This window comes from Streptomyces ureilyticus (assembly GCF_011045025.1).
GTDB lineage: Bacteria > Actinomycetota > Actinomycetes > Streptomycetales > Streptomycetaceae > Streptomyces > Streptomyces ureilyticus.
Genome location: NZ_JAAKZX010000197.1, coordinates 1 through 17,473 on the forward strand (window position 1 = coordinate 1; position 17,473 = coordinate 17,473).

The 17,473-nt window shown below is 68.1% G+C and carries 15 protein-coding genes and 2 tRNA genes; 13 read left to right on the forward strand and 4 right to left on the reverse strand.

Annotated features, from left to right (window positions below):
• The first annotated feature begins 114 nt into the window (after positions 1 to 114).
• The gene (locus G6048_RS38255) at positions 115 to 924 is read left to right on the forward strand and encodes an Fpg/Nei family DNA glycosylase (RefSeq protein WP_165344200.1); all 810 of its coding nucleotides are present in this window, start codon (positions 115 to 117) and stop codon (positions 922 to 924) included.
• Positions 925 to 940: 16 nt separating this feature from the next.
• Here G6048_RS38255 and G6048_RS38260 read toward each other — a convergent pair whose 3' ends face one another.
• Positions 941 to 2,176 (reverse strand): GNAT family N-acetyltransferase, encoded by a 1,236-nt coding sequence (locus tag G6048_RS38260; protein WP_165344201.1) that lies wholly within the window; start codon positions 2,174 to 2,176, stop codon positions 941 to 943.
• 196 nt (positions 2,177 to 2,372) lie between these two features.
• Between G6048_RS38260 and G6048_RS38265 the strand changes: the two genes are divergently transcribed.
• The 3 genes from G6048_RS38265 to G6048_RS38275 all read left to right on the forward strand — a co-directional run bounded on the left by G6048_RS38265 (position 2,373) and on the right by G6048_RS38275 (position 4,332).
• Positions 2,373 to 3,539 (forward strand): PP2C family protein-serine/threonine phosphatase, encoded by a 1,167-nt coding sequence (locus G6048_RS38265; protein ID WP_165344202.1) that lies wholly within the window; start codon positions 2,373 to 2,375, stop codon positions 3,537 to 3,539.
• A gap of 119 nt (positions 3,540 to 3,658) precedes the next feature.
• Positions 3,659 to 3,880 (forward strand): hypothetical protein, encoded by a 222-nt coding sequence (locus G6048_RS38270; RefSeq protein WP_408056215.1) that lies wholly within the window; start codon positions 3,659 to 3,661, stop codon positions 3,878 to 3,880.
• Positions 3,877 to 4,332, forward strand: a complete 456-nt coding sequence (locus G6048_RS38275; protein WP_165344203.1) for an HD domain-containing protein — start codon at positions 3,877 to 3,879, stop codon at positions 4,330 to 4,332. Before G6048_RS38270 ends, G6048_RS38275 begins: the two co-directional genes overlap by 4 nt.
• 29 nt (positions 4,333 to 4,361) lie before the next feature.
• Here the strand turns inward: G6048_RS38275 and G6048_RS38280 are convergent, their stop codons facing one another.
• Positions 4,362 to 5,462: an acyltransferase family protein gene (locus G6048_RS38280; protein ID WP_206342646.1), complete on the reverse strand. Its 1,101-nt coding sequence runs from the start codon at positions 5,460 to 5,462 to the stop codon at positions 4,362 to 4,364.
• 730 nt (positions 5,463 to 6,192) lie between these two features.
• Here G6048_RS38280 and G6048_RS38285 point away from each other — a divergent pair.
• Positions 6,193 to 6,387, forward strand: a complete 195-nt coding sequence (locus G6048_RS38285) for a hypothetical protein (RefSeq protein ID WP_165344205.1) — start codon at positions 6,193 to 6,195, stop codon at positions 6,385 to 6,387.
• Positions 6,388 to 6,525: 138 nt separating this feature from the next.
• On the opposite strand, the gene G6048_RS38290 is transcribed toward G6048_RS38285, so the two are convergent.
• Positions 6,526 to 6,599 (reverse strand) — tRNA-Gly (locus tag G6048_RS38290).
• A 153-nt stretch (positions 6,600 to 6,752) separates the two neighbouring features.
• Here G6048_RS38290 and G6048_RS38295 point away from each other — a divergent pair.
• The 5 genes from G6048_RS38295 to clpX all read left to right on the forward strand — a co-directional run bounded on the left by G6048_RS38295 (position 6,753) and on the right by clpX (position 11,654).
• Positions 6,753 to 6,829 (forward strand) — tRNA-Pro (locus G6048_RS38295).
• A 244-nt stretch (positions 6,830 to 7,073) separates the two neighbouring features.
• Positions 7,074 to 8,489, forward strand: coding sequence for a trigger factor (gene tig, locus G6048_RS38300; protein ID WP_165344206.1), 1,416 nt, complete (start codon positions 7,074 to 7,076; stop codon positions 8,487 to 8,489).
• Positions 8,490 to 8,776: 287 nt separating this feature from the next.
• On the forward strand, positions 8,777 to 9,385 hold the full coding sequence (locus tag G6048_RS38305; protein ID WP_119103789.1) for an ATP-dependent Clp protease proteolytic subunit: 609 nt from the start codon (positions 8,777 to 8,779) through the stop codon (positions 9,383 to 9,385).
• Positions 9,386 to 9,516: 131 nt separating this feature from the next.
• Positions 9,517 to 10,197, forward strand: a complete 681-nt coding sequence (locus G6048_RS38310) for an ATP-dependent Clp protease proteolytic subunit (protein WP_165344207.1) — start codon at positions 9,517 to 9,519, stop codon at positions 10,195 to 10,197.
• A gap of 170 nt (positions 10,198 to 10,367) precedes the next feature.
• A complete protein-coding gene (clpX, locus tag G6048_RS38315) occupies positions 10,368 to 11,654 on the forward strand; it encodes an ATP-dependent Clp protease ATP-binding subunit ClpX (RefSeq protein ID WP_165344208.1) in 1,287 nt (428 codons plus the stop codon).
• A 79-nt stretch (positions 11,655 to 11,733) separates the two neighbouring features.
• Here clpX and G6048_RS38320 read toward each other — a convergent pair whose 3' ends face one another.
• Entirely contained in the window at positions 11,734 to 12,687 is a 954-nt protein-coding gene (locus G6048_RS38320) for a hypothetical protein (RefSeq protein ID WP_165344209.1), read from the reverse strand.
• 135 nt (positions 12,688 to 12,822) lie between these two features.
• Between G6048_RS38320 and G6048_RS38325 the strand changes: the two genes are divergently transcribed.
• The 3 genes from G6048_RS38325 to G6048_RS38335 all read left to right on the forward strand — a co-directional run bounded on the left by G6048_RS38325 (position 12,823) and on the right by G6048_RS38335 (position 17,429).
• A complete protein-coding gene (locus tag G6048_RS38325; RefSeq protein ID WP_165344210.1) occupies positions 12,823 to 15,447 on the forward strand; it encodes a valine--tRNA ligase in 2,625 nt (874 codons plus the stop codon).
• Positions 15,448 to 15,563: 116 nt separating this feature from the next.
• Positions 15,564 to 17,072 (forward strand): bifunctional tetrahydrofolate synthase/dihydrofolate synthase, encoded by a 1,509-nt coding sequence (folC, locus tag G6048_RS38330; RefSeq protein ID WP_165344211.1) that lies wholly within the window; start codon positions 15,564 to 15,566, stop codon positions 17,070 to 17,072.
• 3 nt (positions 17,073 to 17,075) lie between these two features.
• On the forward strand, positions 17,076 to 17,429 hold the full coding sequence (locus tag G6048_RS38335) for a DUF4233 domain-containing protein (RefSeq protein ID WP_165344212.1): 354 nt from the start codon (positions 17,076 to 17,078) through the stop codon (positions 17,427 to 17,429).
• The last annotated feature ends 44 nt before the right edge of the window (positions 17,430 to 17,473 follow it).

Genomic DNA, 17,473 nt, shown 5'->3' on the forward strand with positions numbered 1-17,473 from the left:
CTGGGGGCGCAGCCCCCCCCACGCGGCGGAGCCGCAAATTGTTACAGCCGGGAAGGGGCGGGGCTGGGGAAGAATCCGCCCCGACCGCAGGACGCACACGCACAGGAGGCCCCCGTGCCCGAAGGGCACACCATCCACCGCCTGGCCGAGGACTACCTCGAACGGTTCGGCGGCCGGACGGCCCGCGTCACCAGCCCCCAGGGCAAGTTCACCGACGCCGCCGCCCTCCTGGACAGGACCACGCTGACCACCGCCGAAGCCCACGGCAAACACCTCTTCCTGCGCTTCGAGACCGACGCCTGGACCCACATCCACCTCGGCCTCTTCGGCAAGGTCACCCTGGGCGACGCCCCCACACCCCCGCCCACCGAAACCATCCGCCTACGCCTCACCAACGACACCGCGTACGCAGACCTCCGCGGCCCCACCACGTGCACCCTGATCACCGACGCGGAGAAGCAGGCGATCCACGACCGCCTGGGTCCGGACCCCCTGCGCGAGAACGCCGACCCGGCACAGGCGTACGCACGCATCTCCCGCAGCCGTACGACGATCGCCGCCCTCCTCATGGACCAGAAGGTCATCGCGGGAGTAGGCAACGTCTACCGCGCGGAAGTCCTCTTCCGGCACGGCATCGACCCGTACCGGCCGGGCAAGGACATCACCCCCACGGAGTGGGACGCGATGTGGACGGACCTCGCGGCACTCATGCGCGAAGGCGTCCGCAACAACCGCATCGACACCGTCCGCCCAGAACACGAGCCGGACGCGATGGGCCGCCCGCCGCGCAAGGATGACCACGGCGGCGAGGTCTACGTGTACCGCAGGGCCGATCTGCCCTGCCACATCTGTGGCGGCGAGATCCGCACCGCCGGTCTCGCCGCCCGCAACCTCTTCTGGTGCCCCACCTGCCAGAAGGCCTAGAGGCCTCCGGGCCGGCTCAGAAGCCGTGCGGCAGCCAGGGCGCGACGGCGCCGGAAAAGCCGAGCGTGGCCTCCGCGAGCGCGCCCTGGCGCAGCTCCCGTACCTGCCCGGCCGCGGCGAGTGAGGCCAGGGACACGCCACCGAGATAGGCCGACCCCAACTCCCGTACGGACAGGGCGAGATCGGCCGAGTCGGTGGTCCGCGAGCAAGACGCCCCCTTCGCGTCACCGGAGAGCCGCCAACGCCCCTCGTTCCAGGGGCAGAAGGCGTCCTCGACCTCGAACACGACGTCCACAGGCGCCTGATACGTACGCGCCTCGAGCGCGGCCCCGACATCCACGAGCCGTACGTACAGCGAGTCGCGCAGGTTGAGCGCGCACCGTCGGACGTCGGAGACGAGGTGCTGCCAGGCGTCGTCGACGGGACGGTTGTAGGTCTTCACCGTCGATGTCAGGTCGATGTCGAAGAGGAAGCGCCACAGCGCCGCGTACGCGGCCGGGTCCAGCGCCTCCAGATCGCGCAGCTCGATCGTGCCCTTGGGGCCGGCCGCGTCCCACCCCGGCTTGGTGAAGTACCGGGCGTAGCCGACCACTTCGCCTTCCCGCTCGGCGAGCACGCACTGCAACGGCGACGAGCCCTTCCGTTCGGCCGGCGGGTCGAGCAGCGGCAGCCCCTCCCAGCCGGGCAGCCGTGCCAACATGCCGGGCCGGGTAGGCACCTGGCGTGCGTAGACGGCCTCGCACGCATCGCGTACGGCGTCCGCGTCAGGTTCGGCCAGGCGAAGTCGTACGTCGTCGGTGCCGGGCGGCACCGTCAGCCGTACGCGGGATGTGTCGATCTCCGCGCGCAACTGCTGGGTCCCCGCGCCGTAGCCGAATCGGCCGTATATCACCGGCTCGGAAGCGGTCAGTACGGCCAGCGGCTCGCCCCAGGAGTGGATGTCGTCCAGCTGCCTGCGCTTCATGGAGGTCAGCAGCCCGCGGCGGCGGTGCGTCGCGGCGACGCTCACCATCGTGATGCCGGCCGCCTTCACGAGGGCGCCGCCCGGAACGGTCATTCGGAAGCTGAACGCACCCGCCGTACCCACGCACTCGTCGCCGTCCCAGGCCCCGATGAAGCGGTCGAACTCCGTGAGGCCGTTCCACAGGGCGCGCTCCTCCGGCGACTCGTCGACTCCGCCGAAGGCGAGCATTAGCTTTCCGTACCACTTGTCCCATTCTTCCGGCCGGAGCACGCGCAAGTCAGTGGTCATATGCCATGCCTACCAGGGCAATCCGGGATCAGCGAGTGGATTTCCAGCGAGTGGATTTCTGTCAGCTCGGGGCGGGCCGCCCTCGGCGGCATGCGATCCTCGGGGATCGGACGTTTCTGTGACTTCGGTTCTCGGACGGGGGACAAGTGGGACCTCCCGTGCCAAGTGCCTGGTCCGATGGATAGGGTCCCGAACAATGGCAGCAGGACGAGAGCGGCGCGCGGAAGCCGACACGTTCACGGCCCGGTGCAAGAAGCAACTGCACCGGGTCCGCACAGGGCTGCGCAGATCCGCTGTCGACTACTTCCGTGGGGACGGCTCGGACTGGGTCGCGCTGGCCGGTCTGCTGCTGACCATTCCCGTGATCACGGGCGCCACACTCGCCAACTCCGTGTGGTTCTCGCCGGCCGCGCTGGTCCTCCCGATCGTCGCCGGCGGCCTGCTGCTGCGGCCGGCCAGCCTGCTCGGCCTGTACGCGGCCGCCGCCACCGCCCTGATCGTCGAGTCCGTGAAACTCGGCCCCTACACGGAGGGCCCGTCCCGGGTGACGCCGGGGACCGTGCTGGTCGTCGCCGCCTGCGGCTTCTTCGGCCTGCTCATCGCGCAGTTCCGCAGCCGGGTCGGCGTGCCGTGGCGGCGCGGCGGCACCATGCTGTTCGACCTGCGGGAACGCATCCGCGTCCAGAGCAAGTTGCCGAAGCTGCCGGTGGGCTGGCATCGCGAGATGGCCCTGCGGCCGGCCGGCGGTCAGTCGTTCTCGGGGGACTTCGTGGTGGCCGCCCGTACGAACGGCGGGCGCACGCTCGAGGTCGTCCTGACGGACGTGTCCGGCAAGGGCATGGACGCGGGGTCGCGTGCGCTGCTTCTGTCGGGGGCGTTCGGGGGGCTGCTCGGCTCGCTGCCGCCGCACGCCTTCCTCCCCGCGGCGAACGGCTACCTGCTCCGGCAGGACTGGGACGAGGGGTTCGCCACATCGATCCACCTCGTCCTGGACCTGGACTCCGGCGACTACGAGCTGTTCTCGGCCGGGCATCCCCCCGGGCTGCAGCTGAGTGCGGGAAGCGGGCGCTGGGAGGAGAAGTCCGCGGAGGGGCCGCTGCTCGGGGTGTACGACGGGGCTCAGTTCGATCCCGTGAAAGGTACGTTGCGCCCCGGCGACGTTCTGATGCTGTTCACGGACGGCCTGGTCGAGACGTCCGACCGGGACATCGCGGAGGGCATCGACCGCCTCACCGGCGAGGCGGACCGGTATGTGGCCGGGGGGTTTCATGGAGCGGCGTGGCATTTGATCGAGGCGGTTGCGCGGGATGTGAACGATGACAGGGCGTTGCTGCTGATCTGCCGGGAGACGTCCGCCGGTTGACCCGCTGGTGATGACCGTCCTGGACCTCCCCCACTCTCGGCTTCGCTCGAGCGGGGGACCCCCATCGCGAACTGGGCACCCTGCGGCTCATCGGCTCCCCCCGCAGCCAGGTGCTGAACATGATCCACTGGGAGGCCCTGCTCGTCGTGCTCGCGGGCCTCGCCCTCGGCACGGGCATCGCGCTCGCCACGCTCGTCCCGATGATGAAGGGGCTGACGGGGCAGGCGCCGTACATACCTCCGCTGCTGTACGGCTCGCTCGCCGCGACCGTGCTCGTGACCGGTCTGGCGGCGGCGTCGATACCCGCCAGGTCGGCGGTGCGCGGCACACTCGACGCATGACCGAGAAAGCACTGCTGAGCCTCACCGAAGTCGAGGCCATCGCCCGTAACGCACACGCCGCCCAGACCGACAAGGCGGGCCGGCCGTACGCCGAGCACCTCCAGGCGGTCGCCGAGGGGGTACGCGCCCGGGGCGGCGACGACGAACAGATCGCGGCCGCCTGGCTCCACGACACCGTCGAGGACGAGGTCCTCTCGGAGGACTGGCTGCTGCACGAGGCCGCGCTGACCCGGCGCACCAAGGACATCGTGCTGGCCCTCACCAAGCGCCCCGGCGAGCCCCCGGAGTCGTACGCCGAACGCATCCTGGCGACGCCGGGGGCCCTCCTGGTCAAGGAATCCGACCTGGCTCACAACGCGAATCCGGCGAGGCTGGCGGCCCTGGACGAGCCCACGCGGACGCGACTGGCCCAGAAGTACGCGAGGATGCGCGAACTCCTGGGCCTGGCCTAGGACTTGGGGGACTGAGGCTTGGGCCTCGCCTAGGACTTGGTCCGCTCGCGAGCCAGCTCGGCGGCATCCCGCTTGAACGCCCACTCCATCTTCGGCTCCATCGCGAAGCGGAACATGCGCTGGACGGGCGGGGTGCACAGCAGGGTGATCGCGGCGGCGGCGACCAGCGTGACGAAGATCTCGCCGAGCGGTTCATGCAGCCACGTGTAGTCGAACCAGCCCCAGAAACGGCCGCCCTTGACCAGGAAACCGTGCAGCAGATAGCCGTACAGCGTCCCCGCGCCGAGCACCGTGAACCACATCTTGCGACGCGGCACCCAGGAGAAGAAGCAGGCCGTGAGGACCATCGAGCAGCCGAACAGCGCGAGCGTCATGACGACACCGGCCCACCACGGCGTGCCCAACTCCTGGGCGCTGTCCCGGTGGTAGAACCACGCCGACGTCATCCGCGGAGCCGCCCAGTACGCCACGACCAGCGCCGCCGCGAACACCGGCACCGACAGGATCCGGACTTCTCGGCGCCGCATCAGCTGGAAGTGCTCGGGCTTCATGCACAGGCCGATGACGAAGAACGGCAGGAACTGCAGCACACGTTGCAGATCCAGGTCGTCACCGATGTCGGGCGAGACGGAGGCGAGGACCGCGATGGCGAGCGCGAGCGGCACCGGCCAGCGCACGACCTTCCACAGCGGCGTCGTCAGCCGCCACACGAACAGCGCGACCAGGAACCACGTGAGGTACCAGGGGTCGAGCAGGCTGACCGGATGGGTCGGATCGTCGTCCGCGACCTTCTTGAAGACGGAGTACGCGGCTTCGAAGAGGATGTACGGCACGGCGATGCCCGTCACCAGCCGCTGGAGCCGGTCGGCTCGCATGTCGAAACTGCGTGAGAAATAGCCGGAGATGAGGATGAACGCCGGCATGTGGAAGGCGTAGACGACCATGTAGAGCGCTTCGGCGGTGCGGCTGTGGTCGGTCAGCGGCTCCCAGGTGTGGCCCATCGCGACGAGCACGATGGCCAGGTACTTGGCGTTGTCGAAGAACGCGTCGCGTTGCTTGGCCGGCTTGGCCTGAGGCCCGGCGGGAGCGGTGTGCGCCTGCGGGCTGTCGCGGGTTCGAGGGCTCGGCATCGCGGACACCGACGACTCCTCCGTCGGCGGGAGCGGCGCCCTCTGTTGGCCGTGTGGGCGGAGCGAGTTCGTCACAGACCCTCCCACCAGGAACTGGGGGAGACGATGCGGGACCTCGCTGCGCGAGCGGGGGACGAGGCAGCGGTGAACATCTGAGGCACCCTAGCGTTGCCGGTGCGTTTTCGTAAAACCCTCCTCGTCATTCCTGCTTAACCCCTGCTTATCCCGCTGAGTACAGAGGATTTGAAGAAGGAGGAGAGGGAACGGTGGCGAAGCCGACTTGGTGATGCGGAGGTCGACTGCCGTGACACGTACGTCTGTTACGTACCTCTTCATCCCGACTAAATGGCGCATAACGTACGCGGGCGACTCTGGTGAAATGTCCGTTGATTGGCGTTTGATGGCCCCCTCTCCGAACCGCTGACGGCCTCCCGCTGTGCCCGCGGCAACAATTCGAATAATCTGCGATCAGGATGTGTGGGCACGGCAATGACCCTCCTGAATTCGGCGTGCAGGAGACTCCGCGAATTGCCGTACGCCACACCGCCGTTCATGGCCGCCGGGGAGTGCCCGGCGGGTACGGATTGTGCAGGTACGGCGAGAACGATGGCCGATGATGCCCCACCTCCCGCATAGGCCGGGCCTGTTGGTGGCACGATGGTTCTGCGGGGGTGTGCGGGGTGGCATCCTCGGGCCGGGAGAGCGGACCGACCGTAGGGTGTGATCAGTTGTGGCCATTTCGCTATCAGTTGTGCTGCTGTTGGCGATCGTCCTCGTGGTGTTGATCCGAGGAGGATCCATCAAGCCGGGTCCGGCGATCGTCGCCGTACTGTTCGGCTTCTTCCTGGCATCGACGGGCATGGCCGATGACATCCAGCGGTTCCTCAACTCGATAGCGGAGACCCTCAACGACATCCAGTTCTGAGCGCAGCTCCCGGCACCCCTGCACGAGGCCCTGGTCCGCGCGTACGTCACCTCCGCGAGCCGTCGCGGATGCCGGCGACCCCCGAAACGCCTCAGGGCCAGGCAGAGGATTCAACCTCTGACCTGGCCCTGAGCCGTATGGAGCGGGCGACGGGAATCGAACCCGCGTAGCTAGTTTGGAAGACTAGGGCTCTACCATTGAGCTACGCCCGCACGGTACGCGCCGCAGGTCAGTGGACGCGCGGCACTGGAGCATCGTAGCGGGTGGCACCCTTTGTCGCACATCCCGTTCCGCGGCCCTTCAGGAGCCCGCGAAATGCGGGAGCCGCGGTGTCGGCGGGCATGTACCCTACGTGTCGCACCGAACGGGGTGTGGCGCAGCTTGGTAGCGCGTCCGCTTTGGGAGCGGAAGGCCGTGGGTTCAAATCCCGCCACCCCGACCATCAGCAGGGACCCGGTGACCACCAGCGGAGACCCGGTCCGGAACCCGACCGGGCTCTCCGGGCCCGCGGCACCGGAAGCTCGCCTTTTGGGGCGTGTACCGCCTGCGGCTACTATGCAAATTGCGCGCCCGTATGTCTGCACTGTTACGTCTCGCAAGGGCCGCGAATCCGCTGAGGCACCCGCCGCATCCGGCAGAGGTCGACAGCAGAACCCCAAGAAGTCAGCCATCAAGGAGACCGAACCGTGAAGAGCGCCGTGGAGACCCTGAACCCGACCCGGGTTCGGCTCACTGTCGAGGTGCCCTTCGAGGAGCTCAAGGACAGCCTCGACGCGGCGTACAAGAAGATCAACCAGCAGGTCACGGTGAAGGGGTTCCGGAAGGGCAAGATTCCGGCGCGCGTCATCGACCAGCGGTTCGGCCGCGGTGCGGTTCTGGAGGAGGCGGTCAACGACGCGCTTCCGAAGTTCTACACCGACGCGGTCAACAACGCCGAGCTGAACGTGCTCGGCCAGCCCGAGGTCGACATCACGGAGCTGAAGGACGGCGAGACGCTGAACTTCACCGCCGAGGTCGACATCCGCCCGGCCATCGAGATCCCGGACTACTCGGGCATCGAGGTCGAGGTCGACGCCGTCGAGGTCAGCGAGGAGGACGTCGACAAGGCCGTCGAGGAGCTGCGTGAGCGCTTCGCGTCCACCACGCCGGTCGAGCGCGCCGCCGAGGACGGCGACGTCGTGACGATCGACCTGGAGGCCAAGGTCGACGGCGAGATCCTGGAGGACGGCGTCGCGAGCGGCGTCTCCTACACCATCGGCTCCGGTGAACTGCTGGACGGCATCGACGACGCCGTGAAGGGCCTGGAGGCCGATGGCGAGGCCACCTTCACCTCCGAGCTCAAGGGCGGCTCGGCGGCCGGCAAGGAGGCCGAGGTCTCCGTCAAGGTCACCCAGGTCGCCGCGCGTGAGCTTCCCGAGCTGGACGACGACTTCGCGCAGCTCGCCTCCGAGTTCGACACCCTGGAAGAGATGCGGGCGGACAGCCGTAAGCGTCTCGAGAACATGAAGCAGTACGACCAGGCCACACAGGCCCAGGAGCGCGTCCTGGAGAAGCTGCTCGAGCTGGTCGAGGTGCCCGTCCCGGAGAAGCTCCTCGAGGACGAGATCAACACCCGTAAGCACAACCTCGAGCACCACCAGCTCGGCCAGATGGGCCTCGACCTGCCGCAGTACCTGGAGATCCAGGGCAAGACGGCCGAGGAGTTCGACACCGAGACGCGTGAGGCCGCGGTCAAGGGCATCAAGACCCAGTTCGTCCTCGACGAGCTGGTCAACAAGGAGAAGCTGAACGTCAACCAGGAGGAGCTCACCGAGCACCTCATGCGCCGCGCCGCTTCCTCTGGCATGTCCCCCGACCAGTTCGCCCAGGCGGTCGTCGAGGGCGGCCAGGTCCCGATGCTGGTCGGCGAGGTCGCCCGCGGCAAGGCTCTCGCGGTCGTCGTAGAGGCGGCCACGGTCAAGGACACGAACGGCGAGCTCGTCGACCTGGACGACGAGGAGGAGGACGAGACCTCCTCCGACGTCGAGGCCTCCTCCGAGGAGACCCCGGCGGAGGGCTCCGCCGAGGCCACTGAGGCCTCCGAGGAGAAGCCCGAGGCGTAAGCCTGCGGCGCTTCAGCAGCTGTACGGCGGGGCTGCGACATATGCGGCTCCGCCGCGATGGGGGCCCCGCTCTGGGGGTCCCCCCGCCAAAACCCCTGCGCAACCAGCGGAGCGCATGCGCTCACAGCGAACAGGTCTCTCCTCGGGATTCCCCGAAGGGACCCGCGCGTTAGGGTCCATGAGTACGAGGGCAGGGGAGTCCCCGAAACTGCCCAGCCCCCGGCAGACTACGTAAGACGGCCCCGGCGCCGTCGTTAAGACGAGCAGGTGGATACGTGACGAATCTGATGCCTTCAGCCGCCGGCGAGCCCTCCATCGGTGGTGGCCTCGGCGACCAGGTCTACAACCGGCTGCTCGGTGAGCGAATCATCTTCCTCGGCCAGCCGGTCGACGACGACATCGCGAACAAGATCACCGCACAGCTGCTGCTCCTTGCCGCCGACCCGGACAAGGACATCTTCCTGTACATCAACAGCCCCGGCGGATCTATCACGGCCGGCATGGCGATCTACGACACCATGCAGTACATCCAGAACGACGTGGTGACCATCGCCATGGGCATGGCGGCCTCGATGGGCCAGTTCCTGCTGAGCGCGGGCACCCCGGGCAAGCGCTTCGCCCTGCCGAATGCCGAGATCCTGATCCACCAGCCCTCGGCCGGCCTCGCCGGTTCCGCGTCGGACATCAAGATCCACGCCGAGCGGCTGCTGCACACCAAGAAGCGGATGGCGGAGCTGACCGCCTTCCACACCGGCCAGACCGTGGAGCAGATCACCCGCGACTCGGACCGTGACCGCTGGTTCGACCCGATCGAGGCCAAGGAGTACGGCCTGATCGACGACATCATGCCCACCGCTGCCGGTATGCCGGGCGGCGGCGGCACCGGAGCGGCCTAGCTCGGCACGCGCCCACGGCTGCGTACGGCACACGCCCACGGGCGGCCCGTACGCGGCCCGGGCGCACCGGCGTAAGCCTTCCGAGCCCCAGCCGACCGCCTCAGCTCTTTATCAGGCTCCCAGGAGACACAGTGAACGACTTCCCCGGCAGCGGCCTCTACGCCCGCACGGAGGCCGAGTACACCGGCCCCCGCGCGGAGTCCCGCTACGTCATCCCGCGCTTCGTCGAGCGCACCTCGCAGGGCGTGCGCGAGTACGACCCGTACGCGAAGCTCTTCGAGGAGCGCGTGATCTTCCTCGGTGTGCAGATCGACGACGCCTCCGCCAACGACGTCATGGCGCAGCTGCTGTGCCTGGAGTCGATGGACCCCGACCGGGACATCTCGGTCTACATCAACAGCCCCGGCGGCTCCTTCACGGCGCTCACCGCGATCTACGACACGATGCAGTTCGTGAAGCCGGACATCCAGACGGTCTGCATGGGACAGGCGGCCTCCGCCGCCGCGATCCTGCTGGCCGCCGGTACGCCGGGCAAGCGCATGGCGCTGCCCAACGCCCGTGTGCTGATCCACCAGCCCTACAGCGAGACGGGCCGTGGCCAGGTCTCCGACCTGGAGATCGCGGCGAACGAAATCCTCCGGATGCGTGCCCAGCTCGAGGATCTGCTGGCCAAGCACTCCACCACGCCCATCGAGAAGATCCGCGAGGACATCGAGCGCGACAAGATCCTCACCGCTGAGGACGCGCTCTCGTACGGCCTGATCGACCAGATCATCTCGACCAGGAAGATGAATAGCGCCGCGGTCGCGTGACGTAGCGCTGTATCGTCAGCCGCCCCTTGGCACGGTTTGGCGCCGTACGCGTCAAAGTGAACCGCGCCAAGGGGGGCCCGAACGGGGGGCTAGGCAAGGTACCGTCGGACATAAGGCAGCACCAGGAGCCGCTGGACCTAGGCGTCTCCCAGGCGAAGGGGAAGCACACCGTGGCACGCATCGGTGACGGCGGCGATCTGCTCAAGTGCTCGTTCTGTGGCAAGAGCCAGAAGCAGGTCAAGAAGCTCATCGCAGGCCCCGGTGTGTACATCTGCGACGAGTGCATCGATCTCTGCAACGAGATCATCGAGGAAGAGCTCGCCGAAACGAGCGAGGTGAGGTGGGAGGAACTCCCCAAGCCTCGCGAGATCTACGAGTTCCTCGAGGGGTACGTCGTCGGCCAGGAGTCGGCGAAGAAGGCCCTCTCCGTAGCGGTGTACAACCACTACAAGCGGGTTCAGGCCGGTGAGAACAGCACGGGGCAGAACCGCGACGACGCCATCGAGTTGGCGAAGTCCAACATCCTGCTCCTCGGCCCCACGGGCTCCGGAAAGACCCTGCTCGCCCAGACCCTGGCGCGCATGCTGAACGTCCCCTTCGCCATCGCCGACGCCACGGCGCTGACAGAGGCGGGCTATGTCGGCGAGGACGTCGAGAACATCCTGCTGAAGCTCATCCAGGCCGCGGACTACGACGTCAAGAAGGCCGAGACCGGGATCATCTACATCGACGAGATCGACAAGGTGGCCCGCAAGAGCGAGAACCCGTCGATCACGCGGGACGTGAGCGGCGAGGGCGTCCAGCAGGCGCTGCTGAAGATCCTTGAGGGCACGACGGCCTCGGTCCCGCCCCAGGGCGGCCGCAAGCACCCCCACCAGGAGTTCATCCAGATCGACACGACGAACGTCCTGTTCATCGTGGGCGGCGCCTTCGCCGGCCTGGAGAAGATCATCGAGTCCCGCGCGGGCGCGAAGGGCATCGGCTTCGGCGCGACGATCCGCTCGAAGCGCGAGCTGGAGGAGAAGGACCAGTTCGAGGACGTCATGCCCGAGGACCTCGTCAAGTTCGGCATGATCCCCGAGTTCATCGGCCGCCTCCCGGTGATCACTTCGGTCCACAACCTCGACCGCGAGGCGCTCCTCCAGATCCTGGTCGAGCCGCGCAACGCGCTCGTGAAGCAGTACCAGCGCCTCTTCGAACTCGACGGCGTAGAGCTGGACTTCGAGCGCGAGGCCCTCGAAGCCATCGCCGACCAGGCCATCTTGCGGCAGACCGGCGCCCGCGGCCTGCGCGCCATCATGGAAGAGGTCCTCCAGTCGGTGATGTACGAGGTCCCGTCCCGCAAGGACGTAGGCCGCGTCGTCATCACAGCGGACGTCGTCCTCTCGAACGTCAACCCGACGCTCATTCCGCGCGATGCGCGGGGGCGGGGCTCGGGGGAGCAGAAGACGGCGTAGCCGCTCGTACGCGTAACGAAGGGGCCCCGGTCAACTGACCGGGGCCCCTTCGTCGTTGATGCGTCGTCGCTGCGCTGCGTCAGGCCTTGACGCGGACTTCCTTGCGGAACTTGGCCGTCTGCTCGGCCGCCGCTGCGAGGTCGACGCCCTTGCCCGCCAGTGCGTCGGCGATGTTCGCGTTGATGGTGACACCGAGGGTGCTGTGGTCACCCCAGATGCACACCGGCATCTTGATCTCCTTGGGCCCCGCCTCGCCGGTCTCGTCACCCGGGACCTTGGTCTCCTGGCACTTCAGGACCGCGCCGTCGAGTCCTGCGGGCGTGAAGGCCTTCGGGCTGCCGACGAGCTCGCCCTGGCTGTCCTTGCTGGACTCCTTCTTCAACTCGGCGAACATGGCGTCGACGACCTTCTCCGGGTCCTCGATCTCGCCGTAGACGCCCAGGAACTGGAGGAGCTTCTGTGACAGCGGGTTGTCCTTGTCCCCGGCCTCGTACGCGGCGTTCACGTCCTTGGGGTTCTTCACGCCGGCTTCCTCGGCGTTCTTGACGTCTTCCTCGTTGAAGCTGCCGCTGTTCGCGCCTTCGTCGCCCTTCTTGTACTCACCGCTGAGCACCGTCGCGGGCGTAGCCAGCTTGTGCGGGCCGTCGTCCGCCACGTCCGAGGAACCGCCGCCGCCCCCGCCGATCACGAAGTACGCGCCCACCGCGATCGCGGCCACGACAGCCACGGCGCCGATGATGATCCCGGTCTTCTTCTTGCCGCCGCCGGGAGCGGGCGGCTGCGGCATGCCGTAGGGCGGGGGCTGCTGGCCGTAGCCGGGCTGCTGAGGCGGAGCACCGGGAGGAGTCTGCTGGGGGTACCCATAGCCCGGCTGCTGCGGAGGAGCCTGCTGCGGGTAGCCATAGCCGGGCTGCGGAGCCTGCGGCTGCTGGCCGTAGGGGCCTGGCTGACCGCCGGGCTGACCGCCTGGCTGACCGTACGGTCCCGGCTGCTGAGGCTGCCCGCCGTATGGGCCCGGCTGGTTGTAGCTCATTCTGGGTTCCCCTCCAGATATTTATGCGTTCCGAACATCCTGTCGTAACGAGCGTCCGCGGGGAGCATCGGGGGTCTCACCGTTACCGAACAATCGAGTTTCAGGACCGACCCGTGACACCTCTAAACTGACCCCGTGACCGACAACGCTCAGCAGCAGCCGCCAGCCAACACCCCCGAACTGCCGACCCAGTACGCGCCGGCCCAGGTAGAGGGGAAGCTGTACGAGCGCTGGGTAGAGCGGGGTTACTTCGGCGCCGACGCGAAGAGCGACAAGCCGCCGTACACCATCGTCATCCCGCCGCCGAACGTCACCGGCTCGCTCCACCTGGGGCACGCCTTCCAGCACACGCTCATGGACGCCCTCACGCGGCGCAAGCGCATGCAGGGGTACGAGTCGCTGTGGCTGCCCGGCATGGACCACGCGGGTATCGCCACGCAGAACAAGGTCGAGCAGCAGCTCGCGGACGAAGGCAAGTCCCGCCATGACCTCGGGCGCGAGGAGTTCGTCTCGCGCGTCTGGCAGTGGAAGGAAGAATACGGCGGCCGGATCCTCGGCCAGATGCGGCGGCTTGGCGACGGCGTCGACTGGTCCCGTGAGCGGTTCACCATGGACGAGGGGCTGTCCCACGCCGTCCAGACCATCTTCAAGAAGCTGTACGACGACGAGTTGATCTACCGCGCCGAGCGCATCATCAACTGGTGTCCCCGCTGTCTCACCGCCATCTCGGACATCGAGGTCGAGTACCAGGACGACGACGGCGAGCTCGTCTCCATCAAGTACGGGGAGGGCGAGGAGACTCTGGTCGTCGCCACCACCCGGGCCGAGACGATGCTCGGTGACACCGCGGTCGCGGTCCATCCCGAGGACGAGCGTTATCAGCACCTGATCGGAAAGCGGATCAAGCTGCCGCTCACCGACCGCACCATCCCCGTCGTCGCGGACACGCACGTGGACCCCGAGTTCGGCACCGGCGCCGTCAAGGTGACGCCCGCGCACGATCCGAACGACTTCGAGATCGGCCAGCGCCACGGCCTGGAGTCGCTGACGGTCATGGACGAGCGCGGTGTCATCACCGTCCACGGCCCGTTCCAGGGCCTCGACCGTTTCGAGGCCCGCTCCACGATCGTCGCCGCGCTGCGTGAGCAGGGCCGGATCGTCGCCGAGAAGCGTCCGTACGTCCACTCCGTCGGCCACTGCTCGCGCTGCAAGACCACCATCGAGCCGCGCCTGTCCCTCCAGTGGTGGGTCAAGGTCGGCCCGCTCGCGCAGGCCGCCGGTGACGCCGTCCGCGACGGGCGGGTGGAGATCCACCCCAAGGAGATGTCGAAGCGCTACTTCGACTGGGTCGACAACATGCACGACTGGTGCATCTCGCGGCAGTTGTGGTGGGGCCACCGCATCCCGGTCTGGTACGGGCCGAACGGCGAGGTCGTCTGCGTCGGCCCTGACGAGGAGGTCCCGAGCGGTGACGGCTGGACCCAGGACACGGATGTTCTCGACACCTGGTTCTCCTCGGGCCTGTGGCCGTTCTCCACGCTCGGCTGGCCGGAGCGGACCCCGGATCTCGAGAAGTTCTATCCGACGGACGTTCTGCTCACCGGGCACGACATCATCTTCTTCTGGGTCGCCCGGATGATGATGTTCGGTCTGTACGCGATGGACGGCGAGGCTCCGTTCAAGACCATCGCGCTGACCGGTCTCGTCCGCGACGAGCACGGCAAGAAGATGTCCAAGTCGAACCCCAACTCGGTCGACCCGCTGGACTGGATGGACGCGTACGGCTCCGACGCCGTCCGCTTCACGCTCGCCCGCGGCGCCAACCCGGGCGCGGACGTGCCGATCGGCGAGGACTGGGTCCAGGCGTCCCGGAACTTCGCCAACAAGATCTGGAACGCGACCCGTTTCGCGTTGATGAACGGCGCGACGGTGGCGGGCCCGCTCCCGGACGCGTCCCAGATGTCGGCAACGGACCGGTGGATCCTGGCCCGCCTCAACGAGACCGTCGCCGAAGTCGACGCGTTCTACGACGACTTCCAGTTCGCCAAGCTCTCCGACTCCCTCTACCACTTCGCGTGGGACGAGGTCTTCGACTGGTTCGTCGAGCTCTCCAAGACGACGTTCAACGCCGGCGGCGCCGCGGCCGACGTCAGCAAGCGGGTCCTGGGCGAGGTCCTGGACGTCACGCTGCGGCTGCTGCACCCGATCGTCCCGTTCGTCACGGAGACGCTGTGGACCACGCTCACGGGCGGCGAGTCCGTCGTGATCGCGGACTGGCCGGCCGACTCAGGGTTCCGTGACGCGGCGGCCGAGCGGGAGATCGAGACGCTGCAGCAGGTCATCACGGAGGTCCGCCGGTTCCGTAACGACCAGGGGCTCCAGCCCGGCCAGCGCGTCCCGGCCCGGCTCACCCTCGACGGGACCGCCCTGGCCCCGCACGAGGCGGCCATCCGCCAGCTGCTGCGCCTCCAGCCGGAGGGCGAGGGCTTCGCGGCCACGGCGACGCTGCCGGTCGCGGGTGCGCAGGTCGCGCTGGATCTCTCCGGCACGATCGATGTGGCCGCGGAGCGGAAGCGGCTCGCGAAGGATCTGGCCGCCGCCCAGAAGGAGCGCCAGCAGGCCGAGGCGAAGCTGGGCAACGAGGCGTTTCTCGCGAAGGCTCCGGAGCAGGTCGTGGACAAGATCCGTACGCGGCTTGCCAAGGCCGGCGAGGACATCGCGCGGATTCAGGCGCAGCTTGAGCGGTTGCCGCAGGGCTAGGCGGTGTTACGTGGTGGAAGGCGCCCGGAGCCGGCAGGCTCCGGGCGCCTTTTGCCGCCCCAGCGGCACGACTGCCCGCAGCTACGAGTGTCAGTCCGGCTCCGTAGACTGGCCCCGTGAGTGAGCTCCCCCCAGACCACAGCAGCGAGCCCGACCCCTTCGAAGAGATCGTCGAGGCGGAGACGCAGCGCGACCCCGATCTCGCGGTGATCGAGGCCGGCAGCCGTACCCTGCGCGCGCAGGGCGGGCCGCCGGAGGCCGATGTTCCCGCGCGGCCGGCCGATCCCGAGGTCGACAAGGCGTTGCGCGAGGTCGAGGCCGAGTTGGCCACGCGGTGGGGTGAGACGAAGCTGGAGCCGTCGATCACGCGGATCGCCGCGCTGATGGACGTACTGGGGGAGCCGCAGCGCTCGTACCCCTCGATCCACATCACGGGGACGAACGGCAAAACGTCCACGGCCCGCATGATCGAGGCGCTGCTCGGCGCCTTTGAACTGCGCACCGGGCGGTACACCTCGCCGCACGTCCAGTCGATCACCGAGCGGATCAGCCTGGACGGCGCGCCGATGGACGCCGAGCGGTTCGTGGAGACGTACCGGGACATTCAGCCGTACGTCGAGATGGTGGACGGGCAGCAGGAGTTCCGGCTGTCCTTCTTCGAGGTGCTGACGGGGATGGCGTACGCGGCGTTCGCGGACGCGCCGGTCGATGTGGCCGTCGTCGAGGTGGGCATGGGCGGCAGCTGGGACGCCACGAACGTGATCGACGGTGATGTCGCCGTGGTGACCCCCATCGATCTCGACCACACCGACCGGCTGGGCAATACGCCCGGCGAGATCGCCGTGGAGAAGGCGGGCATCGTCAAGCAGGGCGCGACCGTGATTCTGGCGCAGCAGCCGGTCGACGCGGCGCAGGTGATGCTGAAGAAGGCCGTCGAGGTCGATGCGACGGTCGCCCGCGAAGGGCTGGAGTTCGGAGTCGTGTCGCGCCAACTGGCCGTCGGCGGGCAGCTGTTGACCTTGCGTGGGCTCGGCGGGGAGTACGAAGAGGTGTTCCTGCCGGTGCACGGCGCGTACCAGGCGCACAACGCGGCCGTCGCGCTCGCCGCGGTGGAGGCGTTCTTCGGCGTGGGTGCGGCGCGGGCCGAGCGGCTCGATATCGACACCGTGCGCAAGGCGTTCGCGGCGGTGGCCGCGCCGGGGCGCATGGAGGTGGTGCGGCGGTCGCCGACCGTGGTGCTGGACGCCGCGCACAATCCGGCGGGGGCCCGGGCGACCGCCGAGGGTGTCAGTGAGGTGTTCGACTTCAGCCGGCTGATCGGCGTGGTCGGTGTGAGTGGCGACAAGAACGTACGCGGGCTGCTGGAGGCCTTTGAGCCGATCTTCGCCGAGGTGGTGATCACGCAGAACTCCAGCCATCGGGCGATGGACGCGGACGCGCTGGCCGCGCTGGCTGTGGAGGTGTTCGGGGAGGAGCGGGTTCAGGTGGAGCCGCGGCTTGATGATGCTCTGGAGGCGGCGATCACTCTGGCCGAGGAGGAGGGTGAGTTTGCGGGTGGGGGCGTTCTCGTCACCGGTTCCGTCATCACCGTGGGTGAGGCTCGGCTGTTGTTGGGGAGGGGGTGAGCTGTGCGGACGCTCTGTGCTTCTACGTTGATCGGTGAGTTCTTCGTCATCGGTTTTGCCGGGCTTGTCGCTATGAAGGATCCCGATCTGTCCATGACCACGGTCTGGACGGTGAGTGGGGTCGCGATGCTGTTGTGTGTGCTGCTGTGCGGGGTGGTGACACGGCCGGGGGGTGTTCAGTTGGGCTGGGCCCTGCAGATCGCGCTGATCGCGTCCGGGTTCGTCGTGCCGACGATGTTCTTCATGGGGGCGATCTTTGCGGCGCTGTGGTGGGCTTCGGTGCACTATGGGCGCAAGGTGGACGAGGCCAAGGCGCGGTTTGCCGCGCAGGCTGAGGGGGAGCGGAGGGCGGCGTAGCGCCTGCGGCGGGCCTTTCCCCAGCCCCGCCCCTTCCCGAAACT